Source organism: Ruania rhizosphaerae, from assembly GCF_009805705.1.
GTDB lineage: Bacteria > Actinomycetota > Actinomycetes > Actinomycetales > Beutenbergiaceae > Ruania > Ruania rhizosphaerae.
This window is the reverse complement of record NZ_VSMB01000002.1, coordinates 434,123-451,943: the sequence shown is the minus strand read 5'-3', so window position 1 is coordinate 451,943 and position 17,821 is coordinate 434,123. Positions and strand designations below refer to the sequence as shown.

Here is a 17,821-nt window from a genome sequence, read left to right as displayed (position 1 = left end):
GGCGTCTGGGACCCGCGGCCCGGTCCGGGCGTCGACGTCCGGAATCCGCACCGTAACACAAACCCGATCACGTGTTCGAGATTGGCTCCGGTACGCTGGCCGGCCATGAGCAGCAGCGATCCGCGCGAGGCCCCCGGGGCCTGCGAGCCGGCGGTGCCAGCCGAGTCCACCACGCCGGCAGGGGCGACCGGGCTGACTGGGCCGGCTGGGCCGACTGGGCCGGCCGGCTCAGGCGCGCCGGGGGAGACGGCGCATCCCGGTGGCCGGGGACCCCGCGGTGAATACCGGAAATCCGCCGAGCGGCGCCGGCGCATCGTCGACGCTGCGGTCGCCGTGTTCTCTGAGCGCGGCTATCGCGGGGCGACTATCCGTCAGATTGCCGCCGAGGCGGGTTTGAGCCCGTCCAGCCTGCTGCACTTCTACGCCTCCAAGACCGAGCTGCTGTGGGCGACCATGACTCATCGTGATTCGGTGCGCTTCGCCGGCGGTCCCGGCCACTCCTTCCCGGACCGGGTGGTCGGGCAGGCGATCGCCAACGAGGACGTCCCGCATCTGGTGCGCCTGTACGGGGTGCTCATGGCGGAGTCGGCCACGGCCGAGCATCCCGCGCGGGACTACTTCGGCGGGCGGTTCGCGGTGCTGCGCCGCCAGTATGCCGATGAGCTCGGGGCGCTCGCGGCAGCGGGACTATTGCGCCCCGGGGTCGACCCGCAGGTCGCGGCCGTGACACTGGTGGCGCTGTGGGACGGTGTGCAGCTGCAGGCGCTCTACGAACCGGACACGATCGATGCCGCGGACGTACTCCGCGACTACTTCCGCCTGGTGTTGACCGACCCGCACGTGCTGACTCCTCCGGCGGATCTGCGCCAGTGGTGGGCGGGTCATCGTCCCGATATCGGCGACGGGGAAGGTCGTCCGCGGAGACTCGTTTAGCACTCGCCTTGACCGAGTGCTAATCGGTGCCTAGATTGTTCCTTGAGGCCTCTTCCCTCGGGAGGAGGCGTCACCCACGTGCTGTGGTGCATGCCCGACCCCCGCGACGGCGGACGGCACCGAGGCCGGGGGAGACCCTTGTCATTGTTCACCACTCATGCGAAGGGGAGGTCCGCAGTGTCGGTCTCCATCAAGCCGCTCGAGGACCGGATCGTCGTTAAGACGCTCGAGGCCGAGCAGACCACTGCGTCCGGGCTGGTTATCCCGGACACCGCCAAGGAGAAGCCGCAGGAGGGCGAGGTCCTGGCCATCGGCCCGGGTCGCGTCGACGACAACGGCAACCGCGTCCCGCTCGACGTGGCCGTCGGTGACGTTGTCATCTACAGCAAGTACGGAGGCACCGAGGTCAAGTACGCCGGCGAGGAGTACCTGATCCTCTCGGCGCGCGACGTGCTCGCCGTCGTGTCGAAGTGATCAACTGATCGCCTGACGACACAGCGAAGGCCCCGGTCCTCATATGGACCGGGGCCTTCGTCGTGGAGTGCGCCTGTCACATTCCGAGGGTGCAGACGTCCGCTCGGGTACTCGGACAAATCCCGCTTCCGCGCGGGAATCCCGCGAGGGGTACCCGCAACGGGATTCGAACGCCAGGGCGGGATTCGAATGTGATGCGGACAGGATGCGGGGGGACTGGGATGGCCGGAGCGGTTCAGCTGGCCGCCGGAGTCTGCCGGGCGAGGATCGCGGCGCGTTCGTCCTCCGACAGTCCGCCCCAGACGCCGTAGGGCTCCCGTACGCGGAGTGCGTGCTCCCGGCACTGCTCGATGACCGGGCATCGAGCGCAGACGGCTTTGGCGTTCGCATCGCGTCGTCGCCGGGATGCACCGCGCTCACCGTCGGGATGGAAGAACTGCTCGTCCCCTGTCTCGCGGCAGGCACCCTGGTACTGCCACTCCCACACGTCCATGATCGGCCCCGGAAGCCTTGAGAGTTCCGCCATGGTCTCACCCTTCCGTTTCGTCCTGAGGTGCCGTATCGGACGATGCGGCACCGGACCTTCCTGCCGCTGAGGCCCATCCCCTCGAGCCTCGATGCGACATACCGCCAACCTACAAGTGATGCAGAAGTTGTTCAAGAGACTTGTTCAAGATCGATGCGAGATCGGTGCGCCCGACGGTCTCAAGTTGTTCGATACCGGGCCGCGCCGTACGCTCGATGGCGGTGGCGACGAGTGGGACGAGAGGAGACGGGCGTGCCCGCAGCACGGTCCGACCCTGACGAGGGCGAGCGCGCCCGCGTGCGCCTGACCGTCGCTGCCGTCGCAGGGCGTCTGGGTGTGGCGGCCTCGACGTTGCGTACCTGGGATCGCCGGTACGGCCTCGGCCCCTCCACGCGCACCGCGGGGCGGCACAGACGCTACAACTCCGACGACGTCACGCGGCTGGAGACGATGCGCCGCCTGACCCGCGAAGGCGTCGCCCCTGCCGATGCGGCACGGGTTGCGCGCGGGCTGGACGCCGCCGACGAGGCTGTCACCGACCAAGCGCCCGATCACCCTGACGACATCCTCGACCCGCTCTCGATGGCAGCCGCTGCGGTCGAGGCGGACGAGCGCCGGTTGCACCGGATGGTTCACCGTGCCGTTCGTCAGAGCGACGGGCTGAGCACCTGGCAGAACCTGGTGCGCCCGGCGCTCGACCTGCTGGAGGCCCGCGACCACGGTGATCAGCCCGGCCGGGATCCGGTCTCGGCGCTCGGTGCTGCACTCCTGGCGGCGCTGCGTTCTATCGCTCCCGACCCCGGTGCCGAGGCGCCGGTGATGATTCACGCTGATCTTGACCACCACCTCGATGCGCACGTGCTTGCCGCGGAGCTGGCCGGTCATCGGATCGGGGCCCGGGTGCTGCGCCCGGCCAGGCGCAAGCGTGCGGCCGACTCCGCCGCGGTGGCCGCAGCGCCCCATATCCAGATCGCCGTCCTGCTCGGTCAGCCGCACGACGGCGCGGCCGTGGTCGATGCGATGCGAGCCTCGGACCGCATTGCATTCGTGATCTCACTCACGGGGGTCGCATCGGAGTATGCGGACCTGCCCCGCGCCAGGACCCTTGCTGGTGCGGTGCACGAGATCGCGAGCCTGCTCGCCGAACCGGTCGCGGTCCACCCAGCGGGAGCACTCGGCTGATCGATGGAGGTGACCTCGCGGTTATGATCGCCACGTGACTGAGCCGCCCGCCATGCCCGCCACGCCCTCCTCGTCCGCCGCGCCGTCCGCCCCCGTCGCCTCCGACCCCTTCGGTTTCGTCGGGCTCACCTACGACGACGTCCTCCTACTTCCGGGGGAGACCGACGTCATCCCCAGCGAGGCCGATACCGCAACCCACCTGACCCGCGACATCGAGATCGCTGTCCCGTTGGTCTCGGCCGCGATGGACACCGTCACCGAGGCGCGGATGGCGATCGCCATGGCCCGCCAGGGCGGGATCGGCATCCTGCACCGCAACCTCCCGATCGCCGACCAGGCCGGGCAGGTCGACCTCGTCAAGCGGTCCGAGTCCGGCATGGTGACCAATCCGTTGACGATCGGCCCCGACGCGACGCTGGCAGAGATGGACCGGCTGTGCGCCAAGTACCGGGTCTCCGGGATGCCGGTGGTGGACGGGGCCGGCGTGTTGCTGGGCATCATCACCAACCGGGACATCCGGTTCGTCGCTCTCGATGCCTTCGAGACGACCCTCGTGCGCGAGATCATGACGCCGATGCCGTTGGTGACCGGCCATGTGGGCATCTCGACCGATGACGCGGCCGCCCTGCTGGGCAAGCACAAGATCGAGAAGCTCCCGCTGGTGGATGACGCCGGCCGGCTGCAGGGCCTGATCACCGTCAAGGACTTCGTCAAGTCCGAGCAGTACCCGCTCGCGACGAAGGATGCCGAAGGGCGGTTGCGGGTGGGGGCCGCCGTCGGGTTCTTCGGCGACGCCTGGGAGCGGGCGACCGCACTCGTCGAGGCCGGGGTGGACGTGCTCGTGGTGGACACCGCGAACGGTCACGCCCGGCTCATGCTGGACATGGTGCGCCGCCTGAAGAGCGATCCGGCGACGTCGCACGTGCAGGTGATCGGCGGGAACGTCGCCACCCGTGAGGGTGCTCAGGCGCTCGTGGATGCCGGCGTGGACGCCGTCAAGGTGGGCGTCGGACCGGGGTCGATCTGCACCACCCGCGTGGTCGCCGGGGTCGGTGTGCCACAGGTGACGGCGATCTACCAGGCCTCGCTCGCGTGCAAGCCGGCCGGTGTTCCCGTGATCGGTGACGGGGGACTCCAGTACTCCGGTGATATCGCCAAGGCACTGGTGGCTGGGGCCAGCTCGGTGATGCTCGGCGGTCTGCTCGCCGGGTGCGACGAGTCCCCGGGGGATCTGGTCTACGTCAACGGCAAGCAGTACAAGCGCTACCGGGGTATGGCCTCGCTCGGCGCCATGCAGTCGCGCGGGGACCGTCGTTCCTACTCCAAGGACCGGTACTTCCAGGGCGATGTCTCCGATGACGACATCATCACCGAGGGAATCGAGGGGCAGGTGCCCTACCGTGGCCCCCTCGCACAGGTGGCGCACCAGCTCACCGGCGGGCTCGGCCAGTCGATGTTCTACGTCGGTGCCCGGACCGTGCCCGAGCTGCAGGCGCGCGGGAAGTTCGTGCGGATCACCTCGGCCGGGCTGAAGGAGTCGCACCCGCACGATGTGCAGATGGTGGCCGAGGCGCCGAACTACGGCGGCCGCTGAGCCGCAGGGCCCTCCGCGCGGACACAGGTTCCTGGTGGGGAGTGACCGTCCCGGCGCGGACCGACGTCCCCCATGTGTCGGTGCCTGGAACCTCGGTCCGGCGACGAGGTTCAGCCGACCACGTCGAAGGACTTGAGGCGCTTCCGGGCGGACGCGGTCGAGGCGTTCTGCAGTGCCAGCAGCTCGGCGTAGATGCCTCCGGAGACGGCCAGTTCGTCCGGGGCACCGATCTCGTCGATGCGTCCGTCCCGGAGCGTGATGATCCGGTCCACTTCGGAGATCGTGGAGAGCCGGTGGGCGATGATCAGCGAGGTCCGATCGGCCATCAGGTTCTCCAGGCCGGCTTGCACGAGCCGCTCGGACTTGGTGTCCAGTGCGGAGGTCGCCTCGTCGAGCACCAGGATCGGGGCATCCTTGAGCATGGCCCGGGCCACCGCGATGCGCTGCTTCTGACCGCCGGAGAGCTTCATCCCGCGCTCGCCGATCACCGTGTCGTACCCGCGCGGGAGCTTGCGCACGAACTCCTCGACGGCGGCGCGACGGGCCACTGCCTCGATCTCCGCCCGCGTGGCCTCCGGCCGGCCGTAGGCGATGTTCTCGGCGATCGTGCCGGAAAACAGTGATGCGTCCTGGAAGACGACGCCGATATTCGTCCGCAGCGACTCCAGGTCGGAGCCGGCACCGACGACCTCGATCTGGCCGTCCCGCATGGCGTACAGACCCATGAGCAGATTGATCAGGGTGCTCTTCCCGCCACCGGATTCACCCACCAGCGCCACCCGCTCACCTCGGGCGATCTCGAAGGTGATGCCGTCGAGTACGTCGGCGTCGTTGTCGTAACCGAAACGGACGTCGCGGAACCGGACGATCGGACCATCCGGATCCGACGTCGCCGGCCGGCGAGGATGACTGCCGGCGGGTTCGATGTCCGAGGGCTCCAGGCTCATCACCTCGAAGTAGGACCGTGACCCCGCGATGGCCCGCTGGGCGGTGTCCACCACATAGCTCAGGCTTGTCACCGGCTGGCGTGCCATCGCCATCAGCTGCACGAGCATCACCATGTCCCCGGGGGAGAAGCGGCCCTGCACGGTGCGCACGAAGATGATCGCGTAGAGCCCGAAGAAGATGACGTTCAGGGCGGCGCGGCGGATCACGTCCATCCGATGCCAGTGTCGGGACTGCTCCCCGGTGAGTTCGACGGTGGTGTCGAAGTGCTGGGCGAACTGGTCCTGCTCGCTGCGCTCGCGGCCGAAGGACTTCACCACGCGGATCTGACCGACCACCTCGGCGAACCGGCCGGAGGCGACGTCGACGTGCTCGTTCTTGCGTCCCTCCAGGCGCTGCCAGCGGGTTGAGGTGAGGGCCGTCAGCCACAGGTAGAGGGGGTAGGCGATCAGCAGCAGCGCGGCGAGCGGCCAGTAGTGCCAGGCGCTGATGATCAGCACGGCGATCGTCGTCATGATCAATGTGACGAACATGTTCGAGAACGACTTCATGAAGTTGGTGATCTCGGCGATCGACCGGTTCAGCCGCGCCACGATCGTTCCCGTGAGCTCGTTGTCGAAGTAGCGCTGGGGGAGCGAGAGCAGCTTCTCGAAGTAGCGGGTGGACAGGATCGTGCGCATCCTGGCGCTCATCACGTCACCCCAGTAGCCGCCGATGTTGCTCACCACGGTGTCGACCAGTTCGGCGAGCAGCAGTGCGAGGGCCAGCAGTAGTACGGTGCGGATCGTCGCCGCGAGAACATCGTTCCCGGTGCCGGACTGCTCGATGGCATCGACGATCACGTCGGTGGCCCGCCCGGTGATGAAGGGAACAGCCAGTCCTGCGCCGGTCACGACCATCGCCGCGAGCATGATGCCCACGTAGTAGGGCGTCAGGGAACGCGTGAATCGCAGGATGCGCGCGAGCGCAGACATGGTTCTCCTCGAGATGGGTACAGGCAGGGGCCACCAGGTGCAACGCGCGCCGGCACGGGAGATTCCTCCCGGTCCAGCATCTGTGCCGACTCAGGCCGAGAGTGCTCCTGGTCCGGGCGTGCTCGGGGCAGTGGGGTCGCTGGTGTGCAGGGGCCAGCCGGGAGCGGGTGCGGGGTGTCGGGAGCGTCGCCGGCGCTCCACCTCCGCACTGGCCCACCGGCGGTGCTGGCGGACCTGCCAGTGGTGGAGGGTGGCCGGCGACTCGCGGATCAGCTCGGGATAGTCGCGGACCTGCGCGGCGAGGATGTCCAAGGTGGCGGTGACATCCACGTCGGCCGTGTGCAGGCGCCCGTTCTCCTGCACGCCGTAGTATCCGCACAGGTCCAGCAGGGTGCGCCGGCCATTCCGGTCGGCGGCCAGGCCTCGGTCCAGCAGCAGGGGGTCGAGCACTGGGGCGAGCGGGCCGCCGACCTCTTCGCCGAGCGTGGGCAGTCCGTGCCGCTCGAGCTCGCGTTCGAGGATGGTCAGGTCGAAGGCGGCGTTGTAGGCCACCACCGGTGTACCGCGACGGAAGGCGGCCAGCAGCTCGGCGGAGATCTGGGCGAGCGCTTCGCGAGGTGCCATTCCGTGCTCAGTGGCGTGCGCCGTCGTGATCTGGTGGATGGCCGCGGCCTCCTCCGGGATGGGGACGCCAGGGTTCAGCAGCCAGACCCGCTGGGCGCTGCCGCGGGGACCGCGGCCGATCAGGGCCGCGCTGACGATCCGGTCGCGGAACGGGTTGACGCCGGTGGTCTCGGTGTCGAACCCGAGCAGTGGTCCGTCCAGCCACGTGGTCATCTGCGCCTCACCTTCCGTGCACCTTCAGCCAACCACAGGGTGCTGACACTGGTGGTGAGCACACCGGCGTTTCGCCGTGCTCCGGCGGCGTGGCGTCAAGGTGCGACGATCTCGACCTCGAATCCGTGCCCGTCCTCGAGGTAGGCGGCGTAGTGATCGTCTCCTCCTGCCCACGGATGTCGGTCGGCGAACATCAGGGTCCACCCGTGGTGCCCGGCCGCCACCGTCAGGGCGTCCACCTGAGCCCGGGTGCCGCCGTCGAAGGCGAGGTGGTTCATGCCCGGCTGACGGCGCAGCGCGCGATCTCCGGTGACGTCCGGCCCGTGCTCGAGCACCAGGTAGGTCGGTCCGAGTGACCAGGACGATCCCTCGGGCCAGCGGGAGGTGCAGGCGTAGCCGAGTTCGGTCAGGAGCCACGTCCAGCTGTGCGTTGCTGCCTCACTCGGTAGCCAGATCTCCAGGTGGTGCAGGGTGCCGCGGTTCATGAACTCCTCTTGTACTTACTGTTTGACACAAACTCTTGGTGTGATGCATATTTGTGTCAGATCAACGATACAAGAAGGTGGGTTCATGGTGACAGGAGTCGTCTGGCTGTTCCTGGCGTTCGTGCTCATCGCCGCTGTCGCGCTCGTCGTCGTGCTTGCGGTGTTCAGCCGGGGCACGGCGCCCCGCTCGGGTCACGACGGCGTCCGTCGCGTCCGGCAGGTGATCACGCTCGCACGGGTAGTCGCCGTCGTCCTGGCCGTGCGGGTGGTCATGGACGTCTCAGCCGTGGGGGCGCACGGTCAGGGTCTCGCGCTCACCCCGTTCGTGGCTGCGATCGTCTGGGTGATCGGTGGGATCGCGGCGGAGATGGTGACCCGGTCCGCCTTGCGGGACGGGGGAGCCGTGTTGGAGGTGCGCAGTCTGGGGCGCTACCTCCCGCGGCGTGGTGCGGTGCTGTTGGTGTTCGGCATCGCGCTGCTGGTGGCTGCGGCGGTGATCACGACGCTCGCGGCCGACCCGGACGGTCGCTCCCTGAGCTACACCTGCGGGCCGAACTGCCATGGAACCAGGTCGCCCTGGGCCGGGGCCTTCTATACCGCACCGTTGGCGGTGGCGTTCGTGGTGCTGCTCGTGCTGGTGGCGGTCAATGTCCGCCTCGTCGTCTCGCGCCCCCGGGGCCGGCTCGACGCGCCCGACCAGGCGGCCGATGACGCCACGCGCACCAGCGCGGTGGCCGCCACACTTCTCGTGGTCGCACTGGCGGTCGCGGCCACGGCGGCAGGACTGGTGATGTTCAGCCTGCTCTCGCCGACGTTCGCGCCCGATACTCCGGCCTCGGTGCGGGTAGCGATGGCCACGACCGTCGCCTCCCTGGTGATCGCAGTCGTGAGTGCGACGGCCCTGGCGGTGACTGCCTTCTCCCCGCGACAAGCCCGCACCTCACTGGAGGCGTGAGTCGTGCACGTGCGTATCGATGACGGCGACCCCACCCCGCCGTACGAACAGCTCCGCCGCCAGCTGCTCGCCCTGGTGCACGCCGGCGGGCTTCCGGCAGGAGCCCGGCTGCCTCCGATCCGCCAGCTGGCCGCCGATCTCGGGGTCGCTGCCGGGACTGTCGCGCGGGCCTACCGGGAGCTGGAGGATGCGGGGTGGCTGGTTTCCCGGAGAGGTGGCGGGACCCGGGTGGCCGAGGGGGCCGTGGCCCCGCAGGTGCCGCCGGCAGTGCTCACACTGGCCGAGGAGCTCGTTCAGCGTGCCCGGGAGCTCGGTGCCGACGCCGCCGCGGTGCGAGCGGCGATCGATCGCGCACTCGCCCGGCCGGAGCCCTGACCGACCCCCGCCCCGCCCACCCTCAGCCAGCACCAGCGTTCGCGCGGGTGAGGAGTGGGATGATCGGGTGATGGTCGACACTCCCTCCACTCCCGCACTCGAGGCCCTCGCCACGTCCGGGATCGCCCACGACGTCACGCGCCACGGGCCGGTCAGCTCGCTCGAGGAGGCCGCCGCCGTACGCGGGCTGGAACCAGACCGGCTCATCAAGACCATGGTCGTGCGCCGCGGGGAGGACGACTACCTGTTCGTGCTGGTGCCCGGCAGCCGCTCCATCTCCTGGCCGAAGCTGCGCACCCTGCTGGGCGTGAACCGCCTGTCCATGCCGGATGCGGCCACTGCCAAGGAGGTCACCGGGTACGAACGCGGCACGATCACCCCGTTCGGGGCGACCCGGGCGTGGCCGGTCGTCGCCGACGAACGCATCACCGGGCGGGTCTCCATCGGCGGCGGCGCCCACGGGGTCGGGGTGACGCTCGACGGCGGGGTACTCATCGCTCACCTGCAGGCCACGGTCGCGGATGTGACGGATGCGTGAGTATCGCCCCTGAACCGGCGCAGATGACTCACTGACCCATGACCTCACTGCCGCATCCACGCACCGGAGACCTCTTCGGCTCTCCGGTCCCGCCTGGTACCGGCTGGCCCGGCGACCCGGCTCGTCCACGCACCACCCACGCCCGCACCCCTGAGGACGTCGCCCGCCTGGCCGCCACCGCGCGCTCCCTGCCGGTGCTCGACGCTCGGTCCAGCGTCTGCCGTGCCTGCCCACGACTGGTGTCGTGGCGCGAGCAGGTGGCGACCACACGCCGTCGGGCATTCGAGAATGAGCCCTACTGGGGCCGGCCGGCCCCTGGCTTCGGCGACGAGCGTGCCCAGCTGCTGATCGTCGGCCTGGCACCCGCAGCCCACGGCGCCAACCGCACCGGCCGGGTGTTCACCGGGGACCGCTCCGGGGACTGGATCTTCGCCGCACTCCACCGTGCCGGGTTCGCCAGCCAGCCGGAGAGCCTCGATGCGGCCGACAGTCTGCGGCTCACGGGTGCGCGGATCGCGGCCGCCGTCCGGTGCGCACCGCCTGACAACGCCCCCACGCCTGAGGAGAAGCGTGCGTGCGCCCCGTGGCTGGACCGCGAGGTCGAGCTGCTCTCACCCCACCTGACGGCGATCCTCGCCCTCGGCGGTATCGGGTGGCAGGCAACCTTCGCTTCCCTGCGCCGGCTCGGCTGGCACGTGCCGCGGCCGCTGCCTCGCTTCGGGCACGGCGACGAGGCACTGGTGAGGAGCCCGGGCGGGCGAGGGGTCGCCGTCATCGGCAGCTACCACGTGTCCCAGCAGAACACCTTCACCGGGCGGCTGACCGAGGCCATGCTCGACGAGGTGCTGCTGCGCTGCCGCCCCCGAAAGGCGTAGCTGTCCGGGGCACTCCGGGGCACATCGGGCACATCGGGCACATCGGGCACATCGAGGGCGCCGGCGAGGGTGCGTCAGTGAGCGCGGTGGTGTGCAAGCACACAACGTCCGCGCTCGCCTGCGGTCCTAGACTGAAGGGATGAGCGAATTGGCCGCCACCACGCACTCTGTCTCCAGGGCCCGGAAGGTCCCGCGCATCCTCATCCTGGGTGGCGGGTACGTCGGCCTCTACACCGCATTGCAGATCCGCAAGCGCATGGGGCGCCGCGAGGTCGCGATCGTGGTGGTGGATCCGCGCTCGTACATGACGTACCAGCCGTTCCTGCCCGAGGCAGCGGCCGGCTCGATCGAGCCGCGCCACGTCGTGGCCCCGCACCGGCGGCTGCTGCGTGGCTGCACCGTCATCTCCGGTCGCGTGACCGGCCTGGACCATGCCACGCGCAAGGCCAGCATCGCCCCGATCGAGGGTGACCCCTACCAGGTTTCCTACGACCACGTGGTGGTGGCGCTGGGGGCCGTGGCACGCGTGCTCCCGATCCCTGGCCTCGCCGAGAACGGCATCGGCTTCAAGCAGATCGAGGAGGCCATCGCCCTGCGCAACCAGGTTCTCAACAAGATGGATGTGGCGGCATCCACCTGGGACCCCGAGCTGCGGCGGCGGATGCTCACCTTCACCTTCGTCGGTGGCGGTTTCGCCGGTATCGAGGCCATCGCCGAGGTCGAGGACATGGCCCGGCATGCCTGTAAGGACTTCGACTCGATCCGCCAGGAGGACCTGCGGTTCGTCCTCATCGAAGGAGCCCACCGCATCCTGCCCGAACTCGGTGACGAGCTCGGTGGCTACGCACTCGAGCAGCTGCGCGCTCGTGGCATCGAGATCAAGCTGAACACTTTCCTCAGCTCCGCTGAGGAGGGCAAGATCGTCTGCTCCGACGGTGAGGAGTTCTACTCCGACACGCTCGTGTGGACGGCCGGTGTGAAGGCCAACCCGGTGCTCGCCGAGACCGACCTGCCGCTGGACCAGATGGGGCGCGTGCGCGCCCTGCCCACGTTGCAGGTGGCCGACGAGGACGGGGAGATCATCGACGGCGCCTGGGTGGCCGGCGACTGCGCCGCCGTCCCGGACATCTCCACCAGTGAGGAGGGCGTGTACTGCGCCCCGACCGCGCAGCACGCCGTGCGCCAGGCTCGCCACCTCGGAGACAACATCGTGCGCTTCCTCGGCGGCGAACCGATCGAGGAGTACTCGCACCGGAACGTCGGCACCGTCGCCTCGCTCGGGCTCTACAAGGGCGTCGCGCAGATCCAGGGGATCAAGCTGCGGGGCCCGATCGCGTGGTTCATGCACCGGACCTACCACATGTGGGCGATGCCGAGCTTCAACCGCAAGGCCCGCATCCTCCTCGACTGGACCACCGCGCTACTGTTCAACCGCGAGATGGTGGCCCTCGGATCGCTGCAGAGCCCGCGAGAGGCGTTCATCAGCGCCGCCACGAGCAAGAAGCCGGGCGCTCAGAAGGCCAGCGCCGGGGCACGCAAATAGCGCGACTGACGGCCCGTAGGATCGAACGGCCGCCCCCATAGCCCAATCGGCAGAGGCAGCCGACTTAAAATCGGTCCAGTCAGGGTTCGAGTCCCTGTGGGGGCACGAACCTGCCGCTCGACCTGCACGCCTGGCTCGACCCGTGCAGAGGCGGTACAACCCAACGCCTCCGGACCCAGGCTCCCAGCACAGACCGAGGCTGAAATCTCACTCGGTACCTGGAAGTCGTGTCGGCAGAACTCAGCGGTCGGCGACGTAGACCAGGATCAGCGTGGACTCGCTCGCCGAGATCCCCAGCTCCGGCGCGACATTCACGAAGTAGGCCTCCGGGGCTGCGGCCAGCACCACCAGTCCCGGGGTGATCGGTTCGGCCAGATCCAGCGCTTCCTGGAGCGCACCGGCCTCGACCTCGACCAGCGTCCCGGCCGTCGTGCCCTCGTGGGGGTTGAGCACGACCGTGCCGCCTTCGGCCCACACCTCGGCATCGAGGGAGAGCAGCACCGTGTCGTCCTCATCCAGGGCCGGGCCCGGGACCGCGGCCACGGCCCGGGACTGCACATCGTCGGGCGGGCCCAACCCGTCCGGCACGCTCACGTCATAGGCACCCGCCGAGGTGAGCCGCACCTCGAGGTTGTCCACCGTGCGGCCGCTGAAGTGCGGGACGGAGAACCAGTCCACGAGCACACTGGCACCGACGACCAGGGCCAGCACCACGAACGTCACCGCAGCGATGAGCACCACTCGGCCCGCCGTACGGACCGCCGGGCTGTCATCCGTCGGCAGGCCGGTGGGCACCATCGGCGTCAGCGTCGCCGGTCCGGCCCGCCAGCGGGCAGAGGGGGCCTCCGACGGCGGTGCCTCCTCCCGGCGCTCCTCGCCTTCACCCGGTGCTGAGATGCCCGGTGCTGGGTTGTCTCGTGCTGCGCTGCGTGGTGTGCCCGCAGCGGCAGCATCCTCCTGCCCGGGCAGCCAGGTGGACTCACCGGGTGCGGCGACCGGTAGGCGTGTGCCTGGGGCGCCCTCGGGCTCGGTGACGGTTGCGGCGGGGGAGGGGACGCCGTCGGGAATCTGCGTAGGCGCCGGATCGGCCGGGGAGGGCAGCGGGCCGACCCCACGGGGCACCTCGAGCGCCGTGACGCCCGCGCCGAGCTCGCGCTGGACTTCTTGCAGCGCGAGCGCCAGCTCCAGGCACGAGTCGAACCGGTCCGAGGGGGCGTGGGCCATTCCGCTGCGCAGGAGGTCCTCCAGCGACGGCGGCACATCGGTCCGTGCCATGGCGGCGACGAAGCCGCTGCGGATCCGGCCGGTCAGGTGTGCCGACCCATTCGGGCCGTCGGGGATCTCGTGCGGGGAGCGTCCTTCCAGCAGTGAGTACAGCGTGGCCGTCAGTCCGTACTGGTCGGAGCGGGCATCCGAGACCGGTGGTGTGGCCAATGCTTCCGGTGCCGCCCACGGCAGGCTCATCCCGACGGCGGAGCTGGGGTGGTCGAGCAGGTCCAGCTCGAGCCGGGTCGTGCGGGCCTCGGGGAAGGCGTCGTCGATCGTGGAGATGCCGAAGTCGGCGAGCACGGCCATCCCGTACTCGGTGAGCAGGATGTTGGCAGGCTTCACATCCCGGTGCACAATGCCCTGCTGATGCGCCGACTCCAACGCGCATGCCAGCCGCACCCCGAGGCGCAGCACATCCGGCACAGTCATCGACTGCGTGCGGTAGACCTCACCCAGGCTGCCGCCTGGGCAGTACTCCATCACCAGATACGGCTCACCGTCGGCGTCCACATCGGCGGCGAGCACGTCAGCGATCCCGGTGTGCCCGGACAGTCGTGCCATCAGATGGGCCTCGGCCGCGAATCTGGCGCGCGCTTCGGGGGTCAGGGAATCGGTGCGCAGCACCTTGATCGCGACATCCCGCCGTGGCATCTGCTGCAGGTAGAGGTAGACGTCGGAGAACCCACCGTGCCCGAGCGGGCGGAGCAGTTGGAAGCCCGGGATGGTGGGGGCGTCGAGGTCGGTCATGGCCCTTCCTTCCCGGCTCGTAGTCGTGGACTCTCGCGCTAGCGATCCTACGCAGGGCGGGCGTTGGATACGTTGGTGCTGACCACCGCGAGACTTGGAGCACTTCGATGCCACGATCCACCCCGTCCTGGCGGCGTCTCGGCGCCGTGATGAGCCTGACGGCGTCGCTCGGCCTCGCCGCTGCCTGCGCACCGGCCCCGGTGCACGTTCTGGACCCTGCCCCGGAGCCCGTGCCGGGTACCGGTACGGTCAGCGCGGACGTGCAGGCGTTGCTGACCGAGGTGGCGCGCGCATTCGGGACCGAGGCAGCGGCGACGGACATCGTCTCGGCGGGGGCTGGGCCGGCGATTGCCGCCAGCGAGCTCGCCGATGCACTCGAGCTGGGCGACCAGCCCACCGCAGTGGCCGCGGCGCTGGCGCACGCATGGTCTGCGAGCGGGGGAGCGCGGCAGGTGAGCGTCGAGGTGCTGACCGCGGAGGTGGTGGGTGCCTATCGGGGCGATCCGGTGGCTCGCCTGCAGGTGGACCTGGAGGTCAACCGAGCTGGCGAACCGAGCCGGGTCACCACGATCGAGTATCTCGCCGCCTGGGACGGTGGGGAGCTGACGCTGCTCGTTCCCGCCCAGGACGACCGTGGTCGTCCGGTGGTGGATTCAGGGACTGGCCTGGACTCCGCGACCGGTGCGACCCGGCGGTTCCTGCAACTGCTCGACGATGGCAACTGGGCCGCGATCGCCGAGCTCTCCGGCGCTGAGAACACCGACCGTACCGAGCTGGAGGTGCTGCGCTCGGTGGTGGAGGACGCCGCCCGGATCGAGATCGTGGAGATCGTCCCGCCGCCGCCCGCCGAGGGCACGGCCGAGGCGCAGGCACCGCACGTGGTCTACGCCATCGCTGGGACCCACCAGGTGGTGGGGAGGTTCGCGGTCAGCGTGGACGAGCGTGACGTGGTCTACGAGCGGACCGACTGAGCCAGCGTCGCGACATCCGCGACCATGGTCGTGGCGGTCTCCTGCTCGGAGTGCAGGGTGAACCCGAGCCGCTCGTACAGGCTCTTGGCCGGGTTGCCGTGCTCGACGCTGAGGCTGATCCGGGTGATCCCGGCCGCCTGAAGTCGAGTGGCGAGCGCACGCAGGAGACCGGAACCGATCCCGCGCCCGCGGTGGTGGCTGATCACCGCCATCGACAGCTCCGGCACGTCCTCGGAGACGAAGCCGAACCCGGGATTGCGAGCCGGGAAGCGGCGCACCCAGGCGGCCCCGATCGGAATCTGCAACCCGTTGGGGCCGGCGAGGTCCACGGCGATCACGCCGAGGTCACCCTCCCGCTGCCACCCGGCTACATAGAGAGACGTCGACTTGTCCTTGAGGATCTGCTTACGTGTGTAGCGATCCTCTCCGGTCCAGTTGATGGCGGCGAGAAGCATGTCAACGAGGAACTCGGCATCCTCCGGACCTGCCTCACGGACGCCGACCGGTCCCTGGCGGACCTGCTCACCCATCAATGCCCTTTCCTGCACGCGCTGTTTCATGCGGGGCGGATCAGACCGTTCTCATAGGCGTAGACGACAGCCTGCACACGGTCCCGCAACCCGAGTTTCGCAAGCACTTTACCCACATGAGTCTTCACTGTCGCCTCGGAGACGTACAGCCGCGTGGCGATCTCGCTGTTGGAGAGCCCTTCGGCGATGGCCAGGAGCACCTCGTGCTCGCGCTCAGTGAGCCCGGGCGCCCGGTCCGGGAGCACGTCGCCGGCGCTCGGGGGAGCAGGCGCTGAGGGCAGTGAGGGAGCGAACATCTCCAGCATCCGCCGCGTGATCCTGGGGGAGACGACGGCATCGCCGGCGTAGACGGTGCGGATCGCGGCCACGAGTTCCTCGGGATCGGTGTCCTTGAGAAGGAAGCCACTCGCACCGGCACGCAGGCCGGCGAAGGCGTACTCGTCGAGGTCGAAGGTGGTGAGGATGATCACCCTGGTGTCCGGGCGTTCAGCGACGATCTGCTCGGTGGCATCGATGCCGTTGGTACCCGGCATCCGTACGTCCATCAGCACCACGTCGGGTTTCAGTTCACGCGCCATGCGTGCCCCCACGGCACCGTCGGCGGCCTCACCCACCACCGTCAGGTCCTCCTCGGCGTCCAGGACCATCGAGAATCCCATCCGCAGCAGTGACTGGTCGTCCACCAGTAGTACCGAGATCACCCGTGTCTCCCCTTTTCGTCCGGTCCGGAAGTCGTCCCGGTGTCAGCCTCGGCTGTGAGAGCACCTTCCAGCACCAGGGTGGCGTGGGTTCGCCAGCCGCCGGCGTCATCCGGGCCCGCCTTGACCGTACCGCCGTATGTGGCGGCACGTTCGCGCATCCCGATCAGTCCTTGCCCGCTGCCCGGTCGCCGTTCGGCCGGTGCGTCCGAACGACTGTTGTGAACGGTGACCGTGATCTCGCGCGGTCGCCGAGCCACGATGACGGTGATCCTGCGTGCACGGGGGGCGTAGCGGAGCACATTCGTCAGGCCCTCCTGCACGATCCGGTAGACGGTCAGTTGCAGGGCGGCGTCGTCGGGGATGGCGGGGCCGCTGTGGCTGAAGGCGACATCGAGGCCCGCGGCGCGGAACTGCGCCACCAGATCCTCCAGCGCCGGTGCATCCGGTTGAGGTTCCATCGTCGCCCGCGTGTCCTCTTCCCGGAGCACACCGAGGATGCGGCGCATGTCACCCAGTGCCGACCGGCCGGTTCGGGAGAGCTCGGTGAGGGCGTCGGCGCTGCGCTCGGGAGCCTTGACCACGCTCGCCCGTGCACCATCGGCCAGGGCGACCATCACCGAGAGGCTGTGTGCCACCACGTCGTGCATCTCTCGGGCGATGCGGGCGCGTTCGTTGGCGGTGGCGATCTGCTCGCGTTGATCGCGTTCCAGACGGAACTGGTTGGCCTGGTCGACAAGCCGCTGCAGCTGCTCGCGGCGACTACGGACGCTGACCCCGACGGCGAGAGCGACCAGCAGCGTGACGAGGATGCCGACGACATTCCCCGCCACATAGGCGGCGCGGTCCAGCAGGGCCGGTTCGCCGTCGACGGTGAAGGACTCCGCGGCCGAGTTCTGGTCACCCCAGAGCAGGACCGCGACGGTGGAGACGATGGTGGCGACGGCGAGGCCGAGCCACCCCGCGCGTGAACCGTAGGTGGTGACGACCGTGTACAGCGAGAAGGCGAGTGCGAGCTCGATGCCACCGGTGTCCCCGCCGACGAGCACATGAACGGCGATCAGCGCGCACAGCACGAGTAGGACCGTGCGTGGCCGGTGGCGGCGCCAGAAGAGCGCGGCTGCTGCTGCCAGCAGTGTCACGTAGGGGGCTGGACGGGGGTCGATCACGGCCCGCAGCACGACGTGCGGCACCAGGAAGATCACGACCAGCAGCACATCCATCGCGATCGGATGGGCGACGAAGAATCGGCGGACCGGTCCGCGCCTGATGTGATCGTCGAGGATCACCGGCGAACCGGCCGAGACCGGATGCGGTTGTCGTCCGGACATGCCAGACGCCGGCGGGTGGTGACCCGCCGGCGTCTGCCC

Annotated in this window: 18 protein-coding genes and 1 tRNA gene; 11 read left to right on the top strand and 8 right to left on the bottom strand. The window is 69.4% G+C overall.

Annotated features, from left to right (window positions below; genetic code table 11):
- The first annotated feature begins 105 nt into the window (after positions 1–105).
- Complete coding sequence (locus tag FV560_RS05360) at positions 106–933, top strand: TetR/AcrR family transcriptional regulator (RefSeq protein ID WP_200837538.1); 828 nt, start codon at positions 106–108, stop codon at positions 931–933.
- Positions 934–1,110: 177 nt separating this feature from the next.
- Positions 1,111–1,407 (top strand): co-chaperone GroES, encoded by a 297-nt coding sequence (gene groES / locus FV560_RS05355; RefSeq protein WP_159620136.1) that lies wholly within the window; start codon positions 1,111–1,113, stop codon positions 1,405–1,407.
- 235 nt (positions 1,408–1,642) lie between these two features.
- Here the strand turns inward: groES and FV560_RS05350 are convergent, their stop codons facing one another.
- Entirely contained in the window at positions 1,643–1,933 is a 291-nt protein-coding gene (locus tag FV560_RS05350) for a WhiB family transcriptional regulator (protein WP_159620134.1), read from the bottom strand.
- 252 nt (positions 1,934–2,185) lie between these two features.
- Here FV560_RS05350 and FV560_RS05345 point away from each other — a divergent pair, with 252 nt between their 5' ends.
- Together FV560_RS05345 and guaB are read left to right on the top strand one after the other, a co-directional pair.
- The gene (locus FV560_RS05345; RefSeq protein WP_235019939.1) at positions 2,186–3,115 is read left to right on the top strand and encodes a MerR family transcriptional regulator; all 930 of its coding nucleotides are present in this window, start codon (positions 2,186–2,188) and stop codon (positions 3,113–3,115) included.
- 52 nt (positions 3,116–3,167) lie between these two features.
- Positions 3,168–4,709 carry an IMP dehydrogenase gene (guaB, locus tag FV560_RS05340; RefSeq protein ID WP_159620290.1) on the top strand — a complete coding sequence of 514 codons (1,542 nt, stop codon included), beginning with the start codon at positions 3,168–3,170 and terminating at the stop codon, positions 4,707–4,709.
- Between the two features lie 110 nt (positions 4,710–4,819).
- Here the strand turns inward: guaB and FV560_RS05335 are convergent, their stop codons facing one another.
- The 3 genes from FV560_RS05335 to FV560_RS05325 form a co-directional block, all read right to left on the bottom strand.
- A complete protein-coding gene (locus FV560_RS05335; RefSeq protein WP_159620130.1) occupies positions 4,820–6,628 on the bottom strand; it encodes an ABC transporter ATP-binding protein in 1,809 nt (602 codons plus the stop codon).
- Between the two features lie 90 nt (positions 6,629–6,718).
- Positions 6,719–7,465 carry an exonuclease domain-containing protein gene (locus FV560_RS05330; RefSeq protein WP_159620128.1) on the bottom strand — a complete coding sequence of 249 codons (747 nt, stop codon included), beginning with the start codon at positions 7,463–7,465 and terminating at the stop codon, positions 6,719–6,721.
- A gap of 95 nt (positions 7,466–7,560) precedes the next feature.
- On the bottom strand, positions 7,561–7,950 hold the full coding sequence (locus FV560_RS05325; protein WP_159620126.1) for a VOC family protein: 390 nt from the start codon (positions 7,948–7,950) through the stop codon (positions 7,561–7,563).
- A gap of 85 nt (positions 7,951–8,035) precedes the next feature.
- Between FV560_RS05325 and FV560_RS05320 the strand changes: the two genes are divergently transcribed.
- The 6 genes from FV560_RS05320 (at position 8,036) to FV560_RS05295 (ending at position 12,341) form a co-directional block, all read left to right on the top strand.
- Complete coding sequence (locus FV560_RS05320; protein WP_159620124.1) at positions 8,036–8,905, top strand: hypothetical protein; 870 nt, start codon at positions 8,036–8,038, stop codon at positions 8,903–8,905.
- 3 nt (positions 8,906–8,908) lie between these two features.
- Entirely contained in the window at positions 8,909–9,280 is a 372-nt protein-coding gene (locus FV560_RS05315; RefSeq protein WP_159620122.1) for a GntR family transcriptional regulator, read from the top strand.
- 70 nt (positions 9,281–9,350) lie between these two features.
- The gene (locus FV560_RS05310) at positions 9,351–9,818 is read left to right on the top strand and encodes an aminoacyl-tRNA deacylase (protein ID WP_159620120.1); all 468 of its coding nucleotides are present in this window, start codon (positions 9,351–9,353) and stop codon (positions 9,816–9,818) included.
- A 38-nt stretch (positions 9,819–9,856) separates the two neighbouring features.
- Positions 9,857–10,693, top strand: coding sequence for a uracil-DNA glycosylase (locus FV560_RS05305; protein ID WP_159620118.1), 837 nt, complete (start codon positions 9,857–9,859; stop codon positions 10,691–10,693).
- Positions 10,694–10,832: 139 nt separating this feature from the next.
- On the top strand, positions 10,833–12,236 hold the full coding sequence (locus tag FV560_RS05300; RefSeq protein WP_159620116.1) for an NAD(P)/FAD-dependent oxidoreductase: 1,404 nt from the start codon (positions 10,833–10,835) through the stop codon (positions 12,234–12,236).
- A 31-nt stretch (positions 12,237–12,267) separates the two neighbouring features.
- A tRNA-Leu gene (locus FV560_RS05295) sits at positions 12,268–12,341 on the top strand.
- A 135-nt stretch (positions 12,342–12,476) separates the two neighbouring features.
- Here the strand turns inward: FV560_RS05295 and FV560_RS05290 are convergent.
- Positions 12,477–14,252 (bottom strand): serine/threonine protein kinase, encoded by a 1,776-nt coding sequence (locus FV560_RS05290; RefSeq protein ID WP_159620114.1) that lies wholly within the window; start codon positions 14,250–14,252, stop codon positions 12,477–12,479.
- A gap of 107 nt (positions 14,253–14,359) precedes the next feature.
- On the opposite strand from FV560_RS05290, the gene FV560_RS05285 reads away from it, so the two are divergent.
- Positions 14,360–15,223, top strand: a complete 864-nt coding sequence (locus FV560_RS05285) for a hypothetical protein (RefSeq protein ID WP_159620112.1) — start codon at positions 14,360–14,362, stop codon at positions 15,221–15,223.
- Here FV560_RS05285 and FV560_RS05280 read toward each other — a convergent pair.
- From FV560_RS05280 to FV560_RS05270, 3 genes are read right to left on the bottom strand one after another with little or no spacing between them, the layout of a single operon-like run.
- Entirely contained in the window at positions 15,205–15,783 is a 579-nt protein-coding gene (locus FV560_RS05280) for a GNAT family N-acetyltransferase (protein WP_235019938.1), read from the bottom strand. The two genes, FV560_RS05285 and FV560_RS05280, sit on opposite strands and share 19 nt — an antisense overlap.
- Positions 15,780–16,454 (bottom strand): response regulator, encoded by a 675-nt coding sequence (locus tag FV560_RS05275; RefSeq protein ID WP_200837537.1) that lies wholly within the window; start codon positions 16,452–16,454, stop codon positions 15,780–15,782. The genes FV560_RS05280 and FV560_RS05275 overlap by 4 nt, the downstream gene beginning before the upstream one ends.
- Positions 16,451–17,782, bottom strand: coding sequence for a sensor histidine kinase (locus tag FV560_RS05270; protein WP_159620110.1), 1,332 nt, complete (start codon positions 17,780–17,782; stop codon positions 16,451–16,453). Before FV560_RS05270 ends, FV560_RS05275 begins: the two co-directional genes overlap by 4 nt.
- Between the last annotated feature and the right edge of the window lie 39 nt (positions 17,783–17,821).